The 19,547-nt window shown below is 56.6% G+C and carries 13 protein-coding genes and 1 rRNA gene; 11 read left to right on the forward strand and 3 right to left on the reverse strand.

Going from position 1 to position 19,547, the window contains the following annotated elements; all coding sequences use genetic code 11:
* From rrf to ACOTZB_RS17675, 4 genes are all read left to right on the forward strand, one after another.
* Positions 1-75: ribosomal RNA gene (rrf, locus tag ACOTZB_RS17660) — 5S ribosomal RNA — on the forward strand; the annotation flags it as partial.
* Positions 76-199: 124 nt separating this feature from the next.
* Positions 200-1,228, forward strand: coding sequence for a UDP-N-acetylmuramate dehydrogenase (gene murB, locus ACOTZB_RS17665; RefSeq protein ID WP_421627960.1), 1,029 nt, complete (start codon positions 200-202; stop codon positions 1,226-1,228).
* Complete coding sequence (gene birA / locus ACOTZB_RS17670) at positions 1,225-2,187, forward strand: bifunctional biotin--[acetyl-CoA-carboxylase] ligase/biotin operon repressor BirA (RefSeq protein ID WP_126330554.1); 963 nt, start codon at positions 1,225-1,227, stop codon at positions 2,185-2,187. Before murB ends, birA begins: the two co-directional genes overlap by 4 nt.
* Positions 2,188-2,203: 16 nt before the next feature.
* Positions 2,204-3,196, forward strand: coding sequence for a glycosyl hydrolase family 8 (locus tag ACOTZB_RS17675; RefSeq protein WP_421627961.1), 993 nt, complete (start codon positions 2,204-2,206; stop codon positions 3,194-3,196).
* A gap of 48 nt (positions 3,197-3,244) precedes the next feature.
* Here the strand turns inward: ACOTZB_RS17675 and bcsG are convergent, their stop codons facing one another.
* Genes bcsG through bcsE form a run of 3 tightly spaced genes read right to left on the reverse strand, consistent with a single transcriptional unit; the run spans position 3,245 to position 6,670 of the window.
* A complete protein-coding gene (gene bcsG, locus ACOTZB_RS17680) occupies positions 3,245-4,924 on the reverse strand; it encodes a cellulose biosynthesis protein BcsG (RefSeq protein ID WP_421627963.1) in 1,680 nt (559 codons plus the stop codon).
* Positions 4,917-5,114 carry a cellulose biosynthesis protein BcsF gene (bcsF, locus tag ACOTZB_RS17685; protein WP_024908822.1) on the reverse strand — a complete coding sequence of 66 codons (198 nt, stop codon included), beginning with the start codon at positions 5,112-5,114 and terminating at the stop codon, positions 4,917-4,919. The genes bcsG and bcsF overlap by 8 nt, the downstream gene beginning before the upstream one ends.
* Positions 5,108-6,670, reverse strand: a complete 1,563-nt coding sequence (gene bcsE, locus ACOTZB_RS17690) for a cellulose biosynthesis c-di-GMP-binding protein BcsE (protein ID WP_421627964.1) — start codon at positions 6,668-6,670, stop codon at positions 5,108-5,110. Before bcsE ends, bcsF begins: the two co-directional genes overlap by 7 nt.
* Before the next feature lie 176 nt (positions 6,671-6,846).
* Here bcsE and bcsR point away from each other — a divergent pair, with 176 nt between their 5' ends.
* From bcsR to hmsP, 7 genes are all read left to right on the forward strand, one after another.
* Positions 6,847-7,035, forward strand: coding sequence for a cellulose biosynthesis protein BcsR (gene bcsR / locus ACOTZB_RS17695; protein WP_008503237.1), 189 nt, complete (start codon positions 6,847-6,849; stop codon positions 7,033-7,035).
* A gap of 11 nt (positions 7,036-7,046) precedes the next feature.
* Complete coding sequence (bcsQ, locus tag ACOTZB_RS17700) at positions 7,047-7,799, forward strand: cellulose biosynthesis protein BcsQ (RefSeq protein WP_047652955.1); 753 nt, start codon at positions 7,047-7,049, stop codon at positions 7,797-7,799.
* Positions 7,796-10,411, forward strand: a complete 2,616-nt coding sequence (gene bcsA, locus ACOTZB_RS17705; RefSeq protein ID WP_421627967.1) for a UDP-forming cellulose synthase catalytic subunit — start codon at positions 7,796-7,798, stop codon at positions 10,409-10,411. The genes bcsQ and bcsA overlap by 4 nt, the downstream gene beginning before the upstream one ends.
* 10 nt (positions 10,412-10,421) lie before the next feature.
* Positions 10,422-12,842, forward strand: coding sequence for a cellulose biosynthesis cyclic di-GMP-binding regulatory protein BcsB (gene bcsB / locus ACOTZB_RS17710; RefSeq protein ID WP_048703662.1), 2,421 nt, complete (start codon positions 10,422-10,424; stop codon positions 12,840-12,842).
* Between the two features lie 6 nt (positions 12,843-12,848).
* Positions 12,849-13,955 (forward strand): cellulose synthase complex periplasmic endoglucanase BcsZ, encoded by a 1,107-nt coding sequence (gene bcsZ, locus ACOTZB_RS17715; RefSeq protein ID WP_421628070.1) that lies wholly within the window; start codon positions 12,849-12,851, stop codon positions 13,953-13,955.
* The gene (gene bcsC / locus ACOTZB_RS17720; protein ID WP_421627969.1) at positions 13,937-17,419 is read left to right on the forward strand and encodes a cellulose synthase complex outer membrane protein BcsC; all 3,483 of its coding nucleotides are present in this window, start codon (positions 13,937-13,939) and stop codon (positions 17,417-17,419) included. Before bcsZ ends, bcsC begins: the two co-directional genes overlap by 19 nt.
* A gap of 119 nt (positions 17,420-17,538) precedes the next feature.
* Complete coding sequence (gene hmsP / locus ACOTZB_RS17725) at positions 17,539-19,545, forward strand: biofilm formation regulator HmsP (protein ID WP_421627970.1); 2,007 nt, start codon at positions 17,539-17,541, stop codon at positions 19,543-19,545.
* Positions 19,546-19,547 lie beyond the last annotated feature (2 nt).

Consider the following 19,547-nt stretch of genomic DNA (forward strand, 5'->3'; position numbering starts at 1 on the left):
GAACTCAGAAGTGAAACGCCGTAGCGCCGATGGTAGTGTGGGGTCTCCCCATGTGAGAGTAGGGAACTGCCAGGCATCAAATAAGTGAAGAGGCCATCCGAAAGGATGGCCTTTTTGCGTTTATACGCTGCACAAACTAATCCCCCAACGCCCTGCTTATACGGTAAACTACCTGCGTTTTTGCATCAGGATAGCGTCTATGAACCACTCCCTTAAGCCCTGGAATACCTTTGGCATTCAACGCAATGCTAAACAAATTGTACGTGCCGATACTGCACAGCAACTGCTGGATGCATGGCAAAGCGCAACAGAAAAAAACGAACCCGTACTGATTCTGGGCGAAGGAAGTAATGTCCTGTTTCTCGATGATTTTGCGGGAACGGTGATCGTTAACCGCATCATGGGAATTGATGTGGAAGAGCGTGCCGATAGCTGGCACCTGCACGTGGGGGCCGGTGAAAACTGGCATCATCTGGTGCAATTCACCCTCGAAAAAGGGATGCCGGGCCTGGAAAACCTTGCGCTTATTCCAGGCTGCGCCGGATCGTCACCTATTCAAAACATCGGTGCCTACGGCCTCGAACTGAAACATGTCTGCGAATATGTCGACTGTATCGAACTGGCGACCGGAACGGCAAAGCGTTTAACGGCGGAACAGTGCCGGTTTGGCTATCGTGACAGTATCTTCAAACATGAATATCAGGATCGCTACGTGATTGTCGCCGTGGGTCTGCGCCTGTTGAAGAACTGGCAGCCCGTGTTGACCTACGGGGATTTAACGCGTCTCGATCCGGCTACCGTAACCGCCCGTGACGTTTTTGATTCCGTTTGCCATATGCGAATGACCAAACTTCCCGATCCAAAAGTAAACGGAAACGCTGGCAGTTTCTTCAAAAACCCGGTTATCAGCAGCGAAAATGCAAAAGTCTTTCTTGAAGGATGGCCAGCCGCGCCACATTACCCTCAGGCGGATGGCAGCGTGAAGCTTGCCGCGGGATGGCTTATCGATCAATGCCAGCTAAAAGGCACTTCAGTAGGCGGTGCTGCCGTTCACCAGCAGCAGGCTCTGGTGCTGATTAATCAGCGCGATGCGACCAGCGATGATGTTGTACAGCTGGCTCATTACGTTCGTCAGCTTGTGGGCGAAAAATTTAACGTCTGGCTGGAGCCAGAAGTTCGCTTCATTGGCTGTACAGGTGAAGTTAATGCCGTGGAGGCCATCGCGTGAAGGACAATACCATTCCCTTAACCCTGATTAGCATCCTTGCTGACGGTGAGTTTCATTCTGGCGAGCAGCTGGGTGAGCAGCTTGGCATGAGCCGTGCTGCTATCAATAAACATATCCAGACGCTTCGCGACTGGGGTGTTGATGTGTTCACGGTTCCCGGAAAAGGCTACAGCCTGCCGGAGCCGATTCAATTGCTGAATGAAGAAGCGATCCGCAGCCAGATCGGACACGGCAATGTTGCGGTGCTGCCGGTGATTGATTCGACGAACCAGTATCTTCTGGATCGTCTGCCTGAGCTGACATCCGGCGATGCCTGCGTTGCTGAATATCAACAGGCCGGTCGCGGCCGTCGCGGTCGCAAATGGTTTTCGCCATTTGGCGCTAACCTCTATTTGTCCATGTACTGGCGACTCGATCAGGGCCCGGCCGCTGCTATTGGCCTGAGTCTGGTCATCGGCATCGTCATGGCGGAAGTGCTGCACGATCTGGGGGCGGATAAAGTACGTGTTAAGTGGCCTAATGACCTTTACCTCAACGATCGTAAACTTGCCGGCATTCTGGTCGAACTGACGGGAAAAACGGGCGATGCGGCGCAAATCGTCATTGGCGCAGGCCTCAACATGGTGATGCGCAATGTACAAAATGATGTGGTGAATCAGGCCTGGACTAACCTCCAGGAGGCGGGGATCGTCATCGATCGTAACACCCTTGCCGTGCGTATGATTAAAGAGTTGCGCAGTTCACTCACGCTTTTTGAGCAGGAAGGACTGGCATCGTTCCTGTCTCGTTGGGAAAAGCTGGATAACTTTATCAACCGCCCGGTGAAACTGCTGATTGGTGATAAAGAGATCTACGGAATTTCCCGCGGTATTGACGCACAGGGCGCGCTGCTCCTGGAGCAGGATGGCGTGATCAAACCCTGGATGGGCGGTGAGATTTCACTGAGAAGTGCCGAATAACCGGATCGAGTTAATTATGCGAAAACCCGTGTGCGCGACGCTGGCCGTCATGATGAGTCTGCTGTTCTCGCCTCTCTCTCATGCGGATCGGGCCTGGGAGAGTTACAAGGCCCGCTTTTTCAAACCGGAAGGCCGTATTGTTGATACCGGCAATGGCGGCGTGTCGCATACGGAAGGTCAGGGTTTTGCCATGCTGATGGCGGTGGCCAACGACGATAAAGCCACGTTCGATAAGCTCTGGCAATGGACAGAAAGTCAGCTGAAGAACAAAGAAAATGGTCTGTTTTACTGGCGCTATAATCCCGCAGAGTCTAACCCTGTCGCCGACAAAAACAACGCAGCAGATGGCGATATGCTGATTGCCTGGGCGTTGCTGAAAGCCGACGCCCGCTGGCATGACAAGCGCTACGGCGCCGCATCGGATGCAATTACAAAAGCACTGATTGACCACAGCGTGATCCGCTATGCCGGTTACCGCGTGATGCTGCCCGGCGTCCAGGGGTTTAAGCTTGAGGGTGACGTGGTCCTCAATCCTTCCTATTTCGTGTTTCCGGCCTGGCAGGCCTTCTCCAGACGCAGTCATTTGCCGGTCTGGCGCGATTTGATTAAGGACGGGAAACGCCTGCTGGGGAAAATGGGCTCGGGTAAAGCGAATCTGCCCACTGACTGGGTTTCACTGGCATCAGGTGGCAAGCTGGCTCCTGCTAAAGGCTGGCCGCCGCGAATGAGCTATGACGCGATTCGTGTTCCGCTGTACGTCGCCTGGTCTGATAAGCAAAGCCCGCTTCTGACGCCGTGGAAGGCCTGGTTCGGACAGTTCTCCCGGGAACAAACTCCCGCCTGGGTTAACGTCACGACCAACGAATATGCGCCCTACATGATGGAAGGCGGCCTGCTGGCTGTACGCGATTTTACGATGGGGCAGTCTTCCGGTGAACCCGAAATCACCTCTCAAGACGACTACTATTCGGCAAGTCTGAAAATGCTGGTGTGGATCGCCCAGCAATAATGTCGAGATTGTCCCTCTCCCCGATGGGGAGAGGGACGTCATACCGTGTTACTGCGGATACGGCACCCAATCCCCGCCGTTCAGGCGAACGTAAGGTTTGTTTTGATACTGAATGACGACCGCGTTAGCGTTCTCTGAGACTTCTGCCGTTTGCGGCAGGTTGCTGGTGAGCTGATCCCAGTTCACGCTATCTTCTACAAACAGCTTCCCGTCAACGGCGCGGGCAACCAGCTCCGAGATCGCCAGATAGCTGGTTGGCTGCGTAATCTCAATCGGTGCGCCCTGATGCGGTGCCTTCATCCCAAAGAATTTGATGCCTGCAGGCACGTTGGTGATGGACGGGCTTGGGATATCACGCAGACCCGACACCTGCATTCTGTCACCTTTCAGCGCGCCGCCGTGCTCAGGTACCACAACCACCATCACTTTACGGCCTGATTTTTCCAGCTCCGTGAAGAACGCGTCCAGCTCGTCGAAGAACTTCTGCGCACGCACTTTATAATCAGCCGTTTTGCTCACGCCCGGGAAATGGTTACCGTCGTGGAGCGGCAGGGTGTTAAAGAACGTCGCGCTGCGCGGATTACTGTCTTTTTCGATGGTCTGCAGCCAGCGTTGCAGAACGGCGGTATCGTCATAAACGGGCGAACCGTCGAAGCCCAGCAGAGAGACAGGAAGACCGGTTTGATCCATCAGCGGCGCCTGCATGCCGCCCTGTTCGCGCACCTCTTTCAGGAAGTTACCGAACTGGCCGTTATGCCCCAGCATCAGGTGCTGCGTAAAGCCCAGTTTTGCGAGGTTATCGAACAGATAACACTGGTTGCCGGCGGGTTGATACAGGTTTTTATGCGATGTCTGGCCGCAGCTTGCACGCAGCAGGCGGATCGCCGCCGGGCCGCTGTACGAGGTGGCAGAGTTGAAATCTTTAAACTGAATGTCGAAGTGTGACCACAGCGGATGAGACATCAAACCGGCGGCGTCCACGTCGGCCCAGGAGAGAGAGCAGATGTTGATCACCAGCAGTTCAAACGGCTGAGCATCCGCCGGCAGCGCGTCCGGGAATTTAGTCTGTCGCTTGTCTTCCGCGGTATAGAAACTGGAGAGCCATGCGTTCAGGTTGGTAGAGGTCGGCGGTGCGGTCTGGGTTGGGATATCACCCACCACAGGCGTATCGCCTGCCGTTGTGACGGTTGCCGCCGCGCTACCCCCGGTGGTGGTCACCGTTGCGGTTGGTTGACCGGCAGGCCACAGCGAAAAGCTTGGCCCAGCCAGCGTCAGCACGTTAAGCCAGATCATTATCGCGACGACAAACACCGTAACGCGGATCCACTGTGACAGGAACAGCCAGGCAACCAGCAGCACAAATACCGCGCCAATCATTTGCCAGTTAATAAAGCGCTCGGTCAGGTCAAGCATATAGTCTGCACTGAAGCCCGCCACCTGCGACCCCTGGCTCATAATGCTGTCTGGCCCCGGTAGCCAGGTATCATGCCAGAACAGCGCAAAACCGACAGGTACAGCGACCCAGTGGCGTAAGCGATGCAGCCTGATATTCGGCAGCGGCATCAGCAGGAAGGCCATAAACACGAGGTTGAGAAGGGGATGGAAATTCAGATAGCCTGCCCACAGCAGGCCAAACTTCACCAGAAAGTAGAAGTTCCAGCCGGAAAGGCCGCGCCAGTATTGCCAGAGCGGCGAGGGTGACGAAGCGGTATAGGTAGAATTAGTCATGTTTTCGGTCTGCCTTGACGTGTGATGCCCGTGTCAGTGTTCCGGCTGGTTTTACATAGCGAGGTTTAATAAACAGCACTCTGGCCGTATCACGGATACGGCGTATGGAATGGCGCGCATAGTAGCCAAGCGGGAAAAAGATCAGCGCACAGAATATAACCAGTTGAATGATATCGCTGATATTCATGATGATGCGTTCTCCGCGTTGTCTGTTAATAAGCGAAGGGGTTCCGGAATTCGACGCCAGACGTGCCCATCATGTCTGGCATTGAGGATCGGTTTGGCATCGCTCTTGATAGTGAGCGGTTTGGCCCATTGTTCAGGCTGGAGCGCACGCATCTGCACCAGCTCCGCGCTAATCGTATTATCTTCGAACCAAATCATACGGTTCGAGAAAATATCCCCGGTAGGCAGGGGAAAGATGTGGTTAAGTGCCGTATCGAGATCGTTTACCCGGCAGAAGGACAAAAACAGCACCAGGCGATTGTCGCCAATGGTCATGATGTCCCCTGTACGGTTCGGGCGACATAAGGTGAGAGCCTGTTCAACGCGAATACCCGGTACAGGACGCAGGGCAACCATGACCCCTTTTCCGTCTGCAGGAAGAAGCGTGTTGTTCATCATGTTGCCCACGGCGTCGCAGAAGGTATCCCATTTTTGGTACCCGCGCAGCTTCATCGGCTGCGTCATGGAGAGCAGCGTGGAAATATCTTCCGGTACGTGGCGGCTAAACTGCTGGCCCTGAACGCTTTCGATAAGCGTCAGGCAGCGTGACAACGGCGCATTCCAGGGAATAACCATATTGGCGCCGCAGCCCAGAAGCAGGCGCTCATCGGTGGCGCGCAGGCTGGTATTATTTTCGCGCACGATGATTTTCAACGCACTTCCGCGCTGGCGGCGTAAGGTGTGGATTTGTCGTGCCAGCGTCTCAATCTGGTTATTCTGCATCAGCGAGAAAATAAGGGTTGCCGCCTGGGTTGTGCGGGCTTCATGGAAAAGGGCTTCGTTAGAATCAAACAACGTCCAGTTTTCCGACAGGGCGGGCGCCCCCTCTAAAACCGCGATATGGCTAAGAATGCGTTTTTCGTCACTGCGCGGCTGCACCACGGTTTCTTCCTGCTGCGCCAGGTGCCACTCGCCCTCGATATGTTTCAGCGTAAGCTGTTGCCTGGCGCTCACGCCTTTTTCATTACACCAGAATGCAATATCGTAGAGATAGCTGCCCACCTGGTCGCGCACGCTTGCCAAACCGAACAGGGAGCGATATTCGGCCATTAAAAGTGAGAACAGCTTGTCATTATTACTGCCGGGATTGACGACCAGAAGCGTGCAATTTTGAAATTTTGCCCATTTATTGATTTTTTCCAGCCACGACAGCAGTTTTTCCGCAGGTATATTTTGCAGAACGTTATTTGCACATTTAAGGATCACTAAATAGTGATCCGGGTCAATAGAGCACTGAACGTCGCGGGTCAAAAAGTATAGACTATCGGCTTCCGATGTCATGGAAAATAATCGCACCGTCTGGGGGCCGCGGTCACTTTCAAGCGTGATAATGTTCTTCGGCTCTTCGCCCATGCTAATGACGGCCACGCGGGAATCCTTATCCTGAGCAGCAATTGTCTGGTTTACAAGACTGATAGCATCTTCATTACGGTCCGTATTAATCCACCAGACTCCTCCGACTGGCATGTGGCTCAATTCGTCCCATAATGACTGGATGCCAATAGAAAATATGGAGTCCACGGTGTCCCTCTTTTCGTCTAATTTATCTGTATCTCAGTTTACTAGCGAAAGCGTAGAAATAAACCTAACATTGAAATTAAAGAACATCAGATTTAGCATGTAAATGAAATTTGTCAGGGCAGGAAGCCCCGCAACTTCTTTAGCGTGCGATTTTCCTTAAAAGGGATGGAAAAAGAATGGATAATAACGAACCTGGAACCCCAGTCGACTCGACTCTGGGTTACACATTCCAAAACGATTTTCTGGCGCTGACGCAGGCCTTTTCTTTACCTGAAATAGATTACACCGATATTTCCCAGCGGGAACAGTTGGCCGCGGCTATTAAACGCTGGCCGTTATTAGCTGAATTCGCCCATCAACAATAAGGGAGCCATTGATGGCCATACTCGGATTACAGGGTGTCCGTGGCGGTGTGGGTACCACATCAGTTACCGCGGCGCTGGCGTGGTCATTACAGCTTTTAGGTGAATCGGTGCTGGTTATTGACGCCTGCGCCGATAATTTGTTGCGTATGTCGTTTAACGTCGACTTTTCTCGCGAAGAGGGCTGGGCCCGCGCGCTGCTTGATGATAAAAACTGGCAGGATGCAGGGATGCGCTATACCTCCCAGCTCGATCTGCTGCCGTTTGGTCAACTGACCACCACGGAACGCGAGAATGAAGCCGCGTATCAGCGCCTGTTTTCGCAGTTCACGCTTGCGCTGCAAACCCTGAAAGAAAAGGGGCATTACAAATGGATCCTGCTGGATCTGCCGCACGGCGCCGGCACGCTGACTCGACAACTTATCGCCCAGTGCGATCATATACTTTCCATCGTAAACGTCGATGCGAACTGCCATATCCGCCTGCATCAGCAGGGGCTGCCTCAGAACGCTCACCTTCTGATAAACGATTTGCGCATTGGCAGCCAGATCCAGGACGATCTCTATCAGGTGTGGCTGCAAAGCCAGCGTCGTCTGCTTCCTATTGTCATTCATCGTGATGAGGGAATGGCGGAATGCCTTGCGTCTAAGCAACCGCTCGGCGAATACCGCAGCGATTCACTGGCGGCAGAAGAGATTCTGACGCTGGCTAACTGGTGTCTGCTGAACTTCGCCAACCGGGCGGAGCATGCAGGGAGTGATGTATGAGTCGTCTCGCCAGCTGGTTACTCATCCCGCCGGTCAGTTCGCGTTTGAGCGAACACTACCGGCATTTCCGCCGGCACGGTGCTTCGGCATTTAGCGCCGCGCTAGGCTGTTTCTGGATGATTCTGGCCTGGATGTTTATTCCACTCGAACACCCGCGCTGGCAGCGCATACGTGCCCGGCACAGTGAGCTATATCCGCACATTAATCCCAACCGGCCGCGTCCTTTAGATCCAGCACGTTATCTCATTCAGGCTATCTGGCTGGTGGTCACGTCATCCCGCTCAGATAAAATAACGCCGCACTGGCGCAGCTTCTCTCGCGTTCAGCAGTTACGTGAGCGCTACCACCAGTGGCTGGACAGACTGCCCAACAGCGTCAGCGATAAGACCAGCCATCTGGATAACCATAAAGAGCTCGGACATCTCCATCCGGGCCTGCGGCGTTTTATCCTCGGCGTGATCGTCGTGTTCTCGCTCATTCTGGCGCTGGTCTGTATTACGCAACCTTTCAACCCTCTGGCGCAGTTCACCTTCCTGATCCTGCTGTGGGGCGTGGCGCTGTTGGTCCGCCGTATTCCGGGCCGCTTCTCGGCGCTGATGCTGATCGTGTTGTCGCTGACCGTCTCCTGTCGCTACATCTGGTGGCGCTATACCTCAACCCTGAACTGGGACGACCCGGTCAGCCTGGTATGCGGTCTGGTGCTACTGTTTGCCGAAACCTACGCCTGGATCGTGCTGGTGCTGGGCTATTTCCAGGTCATTTGGCCGCTCAACCGCCAGCCCGTTCCGCTGCCAAAGGACACGACCCAGTGGCCAACCGTCGATCTCTTCGTGCCGACCTACAACGAAGACCTGAGCGTGGTGAAAAACACCATTTATGCCGCGCTGGGCATCGACTGGCCGAAAGACAAGCTCAAGGTCTGGATCCTGGATGACGGCAACCGTCCTGCGTTCCGCCAGTTCGCGGAGGAGGTCGGCGTCGAATACATCGCCCGTCCGACGCATGAACACGCTAAGGCCGGGAACATCAACAACGCGTTGAAGTATGCTACCGGGGAGTTTGTCTCGATCTTTGACTGCGACCACGTGCCGACGCGCTCGTTCCTGCAGATGACCATGGGCTGGTTCCTGAAGGAGAAAGAGCTGGCGATGATGCAGACGCCGCACCACTTCTTCTCCCCGGACCCGTTTGAACGTAACCTTGGCCGTTTCCGTAAGACCCCGAACGAAGGCACCCTGTTCTATGGACTGGTGCAGGACGGAAACGACATGTGGGACGCCACCTTCTTCTGCGGCTCGTGTGCGGTTATCCGCCGTAAGCCGCTGGATGAAATTGGCGGTATCGCCGTCGAAACGGTCACTGAAGATGCGCACACCTCTCTGCGCCTGCACCGTCGTGGCTATACCTCGGCGTATATGCGTATTCCGCAGGCTGCCGGTCTGGCAACGGAGTCTCTGTCGGCGCACATTGGTCAGCGTATTCGCTGGGCGCGCGGCATGGTGCAGATTTTCCGTCTCGATAACCCACTGATTGGGAAAGGGCTCAAGCTGGCGCAACGTCTCTGCTACGTCAACGCCATGTTCCACTTCTTATCCGGTATCCCGCGGCTGATCTTCCTGACCGCGCCGCTGGCGTTCCTGCTCCTTCACGCTTATATCATTTACGCCCCGGCGCTGATGATTGCGCTGTTTGTTCTGCCGCACATGATCCACGCGAGCCTGACGAACTCGAAGATACAGGGTAAATATCGCCATTCCTTCTGGAGTGAAATCTACGAAACGGTGCTGGCCTGGTACATCGCGCCGCCGACGATGGTGGCGCTGATTAACCCGCACAAAGGGAAATTCAACGTCACCGCGAAGGGCGGCCTGGTGGAAGAGGAGTACGTCGACTGGGTGATATCCCGTCCGTATATCTTCCTGGTATTGCTGAATATCGTTGGCGTCATCGCCGGTATCTGGCGTTACTTCTACGGCCCGGAAAACGAAATCCTGACCGTCTTTGTGAGTATGGCCTGGGTCTTCTACAACCTGATTATCCTCGGCGGCGCGGTAGCGGTGTCGGTGGAGAGTAAACAGGTCCGTCGTGCGCATCGCGTTGAAATCTGCATGCCTGCGGCGATCGCCCGTGAAGATGGCCATCTCTTCTCCTGTACCGTGCACGACTTCTCTGACGGTGGTCTGGGGATCAAAATCAACGGCCAGGCGAAGGTGCTGGAAGGCCAGAAAGTTAACCTGCTGCTTAAGCGCGGCCAGCAGGAGTATGTCTTCCCGACGCAGGTTGTGCGCGTGGCGGGCAATGAAGTCGGCCTGCAGCTGATGCCGTTGACCAAAAAGCAACATATCGATTTTGTGCAGTGTACGTTTGCCCGCGCGGATACGTGGGCTCTCTGGCAGGACAGCTTCCCGGAAGATAAACCTCTGGAAAGCTTGCTGGATATTCTGAAGCTGGGGTTCCGTGGCTATCGTCACCTTGCAGAATTCGCCCCGTCGTCGGTGAAATTAATTTTCCGGTCACTTACTTCGCTGGTTTCCTGGGTCGTGTCGTTCATTCCTCGTCGTCCTGAGCGGGATGAGGCGAAGCAGGCGGACCCGGTTATGGCTCAACAATGATGATAACGCGATGAAAACAAAACTTTCCTGGTTATGTGCAGTGGCAATGGGGATGAATGTCCTCCCCGCAACAATGGCTAACGCAGCTCCTGGTAACGCAGCGGCAACGCCTGCGCCAACGGTACCTGTCGTCGCGCAGGCAACCGATCCGGTTGTCACCGCGGCACCTGGTCAAACAGAAAATATCGTGCCGAACCAGCCAACGGAGGGGAACACCCTGCCGGCAGACGGCCAGGTCATCGGGCAGGTGATGCCGGGCGTCCGGGGGGCGAATGCGCCCGTCGTTGCGGACAATGCGCCGTCGCGGGACGTGAAGCTGACCTTCGCGCAAATTGCACCGCCTCCGGGCAGTATGGTGCTGCGCGGCATCAACCCTAACGGCGGCATTGAGTTTGGCATGCGCAGCGATGAGGTCGTCTCTAATGCGGTGCTGAACCTTGAATACACGCCGTCGCCGTCCCTGCTGCCGACACAGTCTCAGCTGAAGGTTTACCTGAATGACGAGCTGATGGACGTACTGCCAGTCACCAAAGAGCAGCTGGGCAAGAAAACCCAGGCGCAGGTGCCGATTAACCCGCTGTTCATCACCGACTTTAACCGTATCCGTCTGGAATTTGTCGGTCACTACCGCGATGTCTGCGAAAACCCGGCCAGCAACACGCTGTGGATGGACGTCGGGCGTAACTCCTCGCTGCAGATGACCTACCAGTCGCTGGCGCTGAAAAACGATCTCTCGGCATTCCCGGTTCCGTTCTTCGATCCGCGTGATAACCGTCCGCTCACGCTGCCGATGGTGTTTGCATCATCCCCGGACGTGACCGAGCAGCTGGCGGCCACCATTGTGGCGTCCTGGTTTGGTTCACGTGCTGGCTGGCGTGGACAGAGCTTCCCGGCGATGTATGACAAACTGCCGGACAGAAATGCCATTGTGTTTGCGACCAACGCGAAACGCCCGGCCTTCCTGCGCGATCATCCGGACGTCAAAGCGCCAACCGTTGAGATGATAAGCCACCCGGAAAACCCGTACGTGAAGCTGCTGGTGGTCTTTGGCCGCGACGATAAAGATCTGGTGCAGGCCGCAAAAGCCATTGCCCAGGGCAACGTCCTGTTCCGCGGCAACAGCGTGGTGGTGGATGAGGTGAAACCGCTGCTGGCGCGTAAACCTTATGATGCGCCAAACTGGGTGCGTACCGACCGTGCGGTAACCTTTGGCGAGCTGAAAACCTATGAAGAACAGCTGCAGGCGACGGGGCTTGAGCCAGCGCCGATTAGCCTGTCACTGAATCTGCCGCCGGATCTGTATCTGCTGCGCACCAACGGCATTGATATCAATCTGAACTACCGCTATACCGCGCCAGCGACCAAAGACAGCTCGCGCATGGATATCAGCCTGAACAACCAGTTCCTGCAATCGTTCAGCCTGCAAAGCACGCAGGATACTAACCGCCTGATGCTTCGCCTGCCGGTGTTGCAGGGGCTGCTGGACGGTAAAACGGATGTCTCCATCCCGGCACTGAAGCTCGGCGCGATAAACCAGCTGCGCTTTGACTTCCAGTACATGAACCCGATGCCTGGCGGTTCTGCGGAAAACTGCATCACCTTCCAGCCCGTACAGAACCACGTTGTGATTGGCGATGAGTCGACCATCGACTTCTCGAAGTACTATCACTTCCTGGCGATGCCGGATCTGCGCGCTTTTGCTAACGCGGGCTTCCCGTTCAGCCGCATGGCCGATCTTTCTGAGTCCATCGTAGTAATGCCAAAAGCGCCAACTGAAGGGCAGGTAACGACCCTGCTGGATACCATGGCGACCGTTGGAGGACAGACGGGATTACCGGCGATTAACGTCACGTTGACGGACGATGGCAGCCAGATTCAGAACAAAGACGCGGACATCATGGTGATCGGTACCATTCCGGATAAGCTGAAGGATGACAAACGCATCGATCTGCTGGTGAAAGCGGCCCAGTCCTGGGTTAACACGCCGCTGCGCCAGACCGAGTTCCCGAGCATTATGCCGGATGTGAATGACCGTCAGGCCAGCGCGCAGACGACGGTAACGTCTCAGGGGGCAATGGCCGCGGTGGTGGGCTTCCAGTCGCCTTACAACGAACAGCGTAGCGTGGTGGCGCTCCTGGCGGACAGCCCGCGCGGGTATGAACTGCTCAATACGGCCATGAACGACAGCGGTAAACGTGCCGCGATGTTTGGCTCCGTGTCGGTGATCCGTGAGTCCGGCGTCAATAGCCTGCGCGTGGGCGACGTGTACTACGTGGGCCATCTGCCGTGGTTCGAACGCCTGTGGTATGCGCTGGCTAACCATCCGGTTCTGCTCGCCATCCTGGCGGCGGTCAGCGTGGTCTTGCTGGCATGGGTGCTGTGGCGTCTGCTGCGAATCATCAGCCGTCGTCGTCTGAACCCGGATGAGTAAGATGTGATGAAAGCCTTTCGCTGGTGTGTATTAGCAGCAGTGATGCTGGCGGCGCTTCCTCTTCGCGCCGCCTGTACCTGGCCTGCCTGGGAGCAGTTTAAAAAGGATTACATCAGCGAGGGCGGGCGTGTCGTTGATCCCAGCGACACGCGCAAAATTACGACCTCGGAGGGGCAAAGCTACGCCCTGTTCTTTGCCCTTGCGGCGAACGATCGCAGCGCGTTTGACCAGCTGCTGACCTGGACGCGCGATAATCTTGCCAGCGGCAATCTCAACGACCATCTGCCCGCCTGGCTATGGGGCCAGAAAGATAAAGAGACGTGGGCGGTGATTGATACCAACTCCGCCTCTGACGCCGATGTCTGGATCGCCTGGTCTCTGCTCGAAGCGGGCCGGTTGTGGAAACATCCGGACTATACCCGCACGGGTAAGGCACTGCTGAAACGCATTGTCAGTGAGGAAGTGGTGAAGGTGCCGGGGCTCGGCGCAATGCTGCTCCCCGGTAAAGTCGGCTTTGCCGATGAAAACGTCTGGCGTTTTAACCCCAGCTATCTTCCTCCGCAGCTAGCGAGTTATTTCACGCGCTTTGGTCCCCCGTGGACCCAGCTTCATGAAACCAATCAGCGTCTGCTGCTGGAGAGCGCGCCGAAAGGGTTTTCGCCGGACTGGGTGCAGTATCAGAAAAACAAAGGCTGGCGGTTACAGCAGGATAAATCGCTGGTGGGCGGCTACGACGCCATCCGCGTTTATCTCTGGGTGGGAATGATGAGTGATAAAGATCCTCAGAAAGCCCGGCTGCTGACGCGCTTCCAGCCGATGGCGGCAAAGACAATGAAACGGGGTGTGCCGCCGGAGAAAGTGGATGTGGCGACGGGTAAACGCACCGGGAATGGCCCGGTCGGGTTCTCTGCCGCCATGCTGCCGTTTTTACAACAACGTGATGCCCAGGCGGTTCAGCGCCAGCGCGTTGCGGACCATTTTCCCGATAACAATGCCTATTACAGCTACGTGCTGACTCTCTTTGGGCAAGGATGGGATCAGCATCGTTTTCGCTTCACCGCAAAAGGTGAATTAATACCGGATTGGGGCCAGGAATGCGCAAGTTCACAATAAATCTACTCACTTTATCGCTTGGCCTGGCGCTTATGCCGTGGGCCCAGGCCGCCAACTCTCCGCAGCAGAAACAGCTGCTGGAACAGGTTCGGCTGGGCGAATCGACACAGCGTGAGGATTTGGTTCGTCAGTCGCTTTATCGTCTGGAGCTGATTGACCCGAACAACCCTGACGTCATTGCCGCACGCTTTCGCTATCTGCTGCGCCAGGGCGATAACGCCGGTGCGCAAAAAGAGCTGGATCGTCTGAAAGGGATCGCGCCGGGCTCAAGTGCGTACCAGTCATCACGCAACACGATGCTGCTTTCTACTCCGGATGGCCGCCAGCAGCTCCAGCAGGCGCGATTGCTCGCCACCACGGGACACACGCAGGAGGCGATTGCAGCCTATGACAAGCTGTTTGACGGCAACCCGCCGGGCGGCGACGTGGCGACGGAATACTGGAACGTCGTAGCGAAAGACCCCGCTCGCCGGAATGCAGCCATTAGCCAGCTCAAGAAAATAAATACCAGCAGCCCCGGAAATACGCAGCTGCAGGCAACGCTGTCCCAGCTTTTGTTCCAGAGCGGACGCCGTGATGAAGGCTTTGCGGTATTGCAGGAGATGGCTAAATCGACCAACGGGCGCAGCCAGGCGTCTGATATGTGGTATGACCAAATCAAAGGCCAGCCTGCCAGCAGCGCCAGCGTTAGCGCGCTGCAAAAATACCTGAGCGTATTCAGTGACGGGGATAGCGTCGCGGCGGCGCGTGCCCAGCTCGAAGAACAGCAAAAACAGCTCGCTGACCCGGCGTTCCGCGCGAAAGCGGAAGGGCTGGCGGCGGTGGATGCCGGGCAGGGGAGTAAGGCGGTGGCGGAGCTGCAAAAAGCCGTCAGCGCCAACCATGCCGACAGTGAAGCGGTGGGTGCCCTCGGCCAGGCTTATTCCCAGAAAGGCGACCGCGCCCGCGCGGTGGCGCAGTTTGAAAAGGCGATTGCCCTCGATCCCCAGAGCGATAACCGGGGTAAATGGGACAGTTTGCTCAAGGTTAACCGCTACTGGCTGCTGATCCAGCAGGGCGATGCGGCCCTGAAGGCGAATAACCCTGCGCAGGCGGAGCGTTACTATCAGCAGGCGCGCAGTATCGACAATACCGACAGTTATGCCGTGCTGGGGCTGGGCGATGCCGCCGCGGCGCGTAAAGATAACGACGCGGCGGAACGTTACTATCGCCAGGCGCTGCGTATGGACAGCGGCAACAGCAATGCGGTCCGCGGCCTGGCCAATATTTATCGCGCGCAGTCCCCGGAGAAGGCCTCGCAGTTTATCCAGTCTCTCTCCGCCAGCCAGCGCCGGAGCATTGATGATATTGAACGCAGCCTGACCAACGAGCAGCTCTCCGCTCAGGCCGAACAGCTGGAGAATGAGGGGAAATACGCCCAGGCGGCAGAGATCCAGCGGCGTCGTCTGGCGCTCTCTCCCGGCGACGTGTGGATAACCTATCGTCTCTCGCGCGATCTCTACAGCGCGGGTCAGCGCAGCCAGGCGGATACCCTGATGCGTCAGCTTGCCAGCCAGAAACCGTCCGACCCGGATCAGGTGTACGCCAACGGGCTCTATCTTTCCGGCAACGATCAGGACCGCGCCGCGCTGGCGCATCTGGACACGCTGCCGCGCAGCCAGTGGAACGGCAATATTCAGGAGCTTGCCGACCGCCTGCAAAGCAACCAGGTGCTGGAAACCGCCAACCGTCTGCGCGACAGCGGCAAAGAGCAGGAGGCGGAAAACCTTCTGCGTCAGCAGCCGACCTCCACCCGTATTGACCTCACGCTGGCGGACTGGGCGCAGCAGCGTGGCGATCTGGCGTCGGCGAAAACGACGTACAGCGCTGTCCTGCAGCGTGAGCCGCAGAACGAAGACGCGATCCTCGGCCTGACCGAAATCTACAGTGCACAAGGCGACAAAGACGCTGCGCGCGCAGAGCTGGCGAAATTGCCCGCCGCGCAAAACGGCCAGCCGCTGTCGCTCAACATGCAGCGCCGGATCGCGATGGCGCAGGCAGGTCTGGGCGATTCCGCTGCCGCAGAACAGACCTTCAACAACATCATTCCGCAGGCTAAATCGCAGCCCGGCTCCATGGAAAACGCGCTGGTGTTACGTGATGCCGCGCGTTTCCAGGCGCAAAACGGTCAGCCTCAGCAGGCCCTGGAAACCTATAAAGACGCGATGGTGTCGACGGGCATCACCACGACGCGTCCGGCCGACAACGACAGTTTCACCCGCCTGACGCGTAACGATGAAAAGGACGACTGGCTGAAGCGCGGCGTGCGCAGTGATGCCGGTGACTTGTACCGTCAGCAGGATGTTAATGTCACGCTGCAGCACGACTACTGGGGCTCCAGCGGCACGGGCGGCTATTCTGACCTGAAAGCGCATACCACTATGCTGCAGGTGGATGCCCCGCTCTCTGACGGGCGCATGTTCTTCAGAAGCGATCTGGTCAACATGGACGCCGGTTCATTTGATAACAATAACGGGACTTACGATCCAAAATGGGGGACCTGCTACGAAACGCCGTGTAGCGGCAACACCCATCAGTCCGGCAATGGCGCAAGCGTCGCCGTCGGCTGGCAGAATAAAACCTGGGCGATGGATATTGGCACTACGCCGATGGGCTTTGACGTCGTCGACGTGGTGGGCGGTATCAGCTACAGCAGCGATCTGGGCCCCATCGGCTATACCGTTAACGCCCATCGCCGCCCAATCTCCAGCTCCCTGCTGGCGTTCGCCGGGCAAAAAGATACTAACACCGGCACCACCTGGGGCGGCGTACGTGCCACCGGTGGCGGCGTAAGCATGAGCTATGACAAAGGGGAAGCGAACGGCGTCTGGTCAAGCCTGAACGCGGAAACGCTGACGGGTAAAAATGTGGAAGATAACTGGCGCGTCCGCTGGATGACGGGTTACTACTACAAGCTCATTAATAAAAACAATGAGCGCCTGACGGTCGGCGTTTCCAATATGCTCTGGCACTACGACAAAGACCTGAGCGGTTATACCCTGGGTCAGGGCGGCTACTACAGCCCGCAGGAGTATGTCTCCTTCGCACTGCCGGTAACCTGGCGTAAACGCACGGAGAACTGGTCCTGGGAGCTGGGTGGCTCGGTCTCCTGGTCTCATTCCAAAACCAAAGACGAGCTGCGCTACCCGATTCAGAATCTGATCCCGACCGATGAGCCAGACCGCTATACCGACCGGGGCGCGATGGAAACCGGCAGCAGTTCCTCAGGCACGGGTTATACCGCGCGAGCCATTATCGAACGCCGCGTCACGTCCAACTGGTTTGTAGGCATGGGCGTGGATATTCAGGAAGCGAAAGACTATACCCCAAGCCATGCGCTGATCTATGTGCGTTACTCTGCTGCAGGCTGGCAGGGCGATATGGACTTACCGCCGCAGCCGCTCATCCCTTACGCGGACTGGTAATCGGATTTTCCTTAATCCATTTGTAAGTCTCTCTTAATAGCGCGGCAATCGGGTATACTCAGGCGCGCCAGGTTTACACCCTGGCGCGCCCTGCGCTTCGAGTTTTGTGGAGAGTCATTTTGCGTGTCAGCCGTTCCTTAACAATCAAACAGATGGCGATGGTTTCTGCCGTCACCATGCTGTTTGTACTGCTCTTCTGCGTAATTTTGCTGTTTCATTCCGTACAGCAGAATCGCTATAACACGGCTTCGCAGTTAGAAAGTATCGCGCGCTCGGTGCGCGGCCCGCTCTCTGCCTCTATCCTGAAAGGGGATATTCCCGAAGCGGAAACCATTTTAAAACGCATTCAGCCTGCCGGCGTCGTTAGCCGCGCCGACGTCGTCTTGCCCAACCAGTTTCAGGCGCTGCGGATGAGCTTTATCCCGGAGCGTCCCGTCCCGATGATGGTGATGCGCCTGTTTGAACTGCCGGTGCAGATTTCGCTGCCCGTTTATTCGCTTGAACGCCCTGCCAATCCGCAGCCGCTGGCCTATCTGGTATTACAGGCGGACTCCTACCGCATGTATAAATTCGTCATGAGTTGGGTGGTTACGTTAGTGACCACTTGCTTACTTATGACGCTTATTCTCAGCGTGGCGCTCACCTGGTGCATTAACCGGCTGATTGTTCATCCGCTGCGCCGTATCGCCCGCGAGCTGAATGCGCTTGCGCCGCAGGATCAGATGGGGCATCAGCTTGAGCTCCCGCGTCTGCATCATGACGATGAGATAGGCATGCTGGTGCGCAGCTACAACCTCAACCAGCAGCGCATCCAGCGCCAGCAGGATGAGTTAAACAACAGCGCCACGCGCTTCCCGGTATCGGAGCTTCCCAATAAAGCCTTCCTGATGGCGATGCTGGAGCAAACCGTTGAGCGCCAGCAAACCACGGCGCTGATGGTTATCGCCTGCGAAACCCTGCAGGACACGGCTGGCGTGCTCAAGGAGAGCCAGCGCGAAATGCTGCTGCTCACCCTGGTGGAAAAGATCAAATCTGTCCTTGCCCCGCGCATGGTGCTGACTCAGGTCAGCGGTTACGACCTGGTGGTAATTGCCAACGGCGTAAAAGAACCCTGGCATGCGATCACGTTAGGTCAGCAAGTACTCACTGTCATTAATGAGCGGTTGCCCATTCAGGGTATCCAGCTTCGTCCAAGCGCCAGTATCGGTATTGCGATGTACTATGGCGATTTAACGGCAGAGCAGCTTTATCATCGCGCGTTCTCGGCGGCGTTCACCGCCCGGCGCAAAGGCAAAAATCAGATCCAGTTCTTCGCGCCGGAAGAGATGGAAAAGGCGCAGCAGCGCCTGACGGAAGAGAGCGACATCCTGACCGCGCTGGATAACCGCCAGTTTGCCCTCTGGCTACAGCCGCAGGTGAATTTGCTGACGGGAGAAGTGAAAAGCGCCGAGGCACTGCTGCGCGTGCAGCAGCCGGATGGTTCATGGGAGCTGCCGGAGGGGCTGATTGAGCGCATTGAGTCCTGCGGGCTGATGGTTACCGTCGGCTACTGGGTTCTGGAGGAGTCCTGCCGTCAGCTTGCCGCCTGGCAGGAGCGCGGCGTGACGCTGCCGCTGTCAGTCAATTTGTCTGCCCTGCAGCTGATGCACCCAACCATGGTTTCAGAGATGCTGGAGCTGATCCATCGTTACCGAATCAAGCCTGATACGTTAACTCTCGAAGTGACGGAGAGCCGACGCATCGACGACCCCAATCAGGCGGTCGCGATCCTGAAACCGCTGCGTAATGCCGGCATCCGCATTGCTCTGGACGATTTCGGCATGGGATACGCCGGGCTGCGTCAGCTTCAGCACATGAAAACCCTTCCGGTGGATGTGCTCAAAATTGACAAAGCGTTTGTCGACGGTCTGCCGGGCGACAGCAGCATGGTGCAGGCGATTATCCAGATGGCGCGCAGCCTCAACCTGCATCTTATTGCCGAGGGGATTGAAACCGAAGCGCAATGCGCCTGGCTGGCAGAGGCGGGCGTGGAGAGCGGACAAGGCTTCCTTTTTGCCCCTGCCGTTCCGTCGGATGTCTTTGAAGAACGATACCTTTCTGGTGCTGACAATAACGCAAAAGTGTAATT

Source organism: Enterobacter cloacae complex sp. SHL020 (assembly GCF_049236945.1).
In the GTDB taxonomy this organism is placed as follows: Bacteria; Pseudomonadota; Gammaproteobacteria; order Enterobacterales; family Enterobacteriaceae; genus Enterobacter; species Enterobacter dykesii.

Bases quoted from the DNA above. Each gene is read 5' to 3' on its own strand.
- bcsC (WP_421627969.1), top strand. From the start codon at position 13,937: ATGCGCAAGTTCACAATAAATCTACTCACTTTATCGCTTGGCCTGGCG.
- bcsQ (WP_047652955.1), top strand. From the start codon at position 7,047: ATGGCCATACTCGGATTACAGGGTGTCCGTGGCGGTGTGGGTACCACA.
- ACOTZB_RS17675 (WP_421627961.1), top strand. From the start codon at position 2,204: ATGCGAAAACCCGTGTGCGCGACGCTGGCCGTCATGATGAGTCTGCTG.
- bcsB (WP_048703662.1), top strand. From the start codon at position 10,422: ATGAAAACAAAACTTTCCTGGTTATGTGCAGTGGCAATGGGGATGAAT.
- bcsG (WP_421627963.1), bottom strand. From the start codon at position 4,924: ATGACTAATTCTACCTATACCGCTTCGTCACCCTCGCCGCTCTGGCAA.
- bcsR (WP_008503237.1), top strand. From the start codon at position 6,847: ATGGATAATAACGAACCTGGAACCCCAGTCGACTCGACTCTGGGTTAC.
- bcsA (WP_421627967.1), top strand. From the start codon at position 7,796: ATGAGTCGTCTCGCCAGCTGGTTACTCATCCCGCCGGTCAGTTCGCGT.
- murB (WP_421627960.1), top strand. From the start codon at position 200: ATGAACCACTCCCTTAAGCCCTGGAATACCTTTGGCATTCAACGCAAT.
- bcsZ (WP_421628070.1), top strand. From the start codon at position 12,849: ATGAAAGCCTTTCGCTGGTGTGTATTAGCAGCAGTGATGCTGGCGGCG.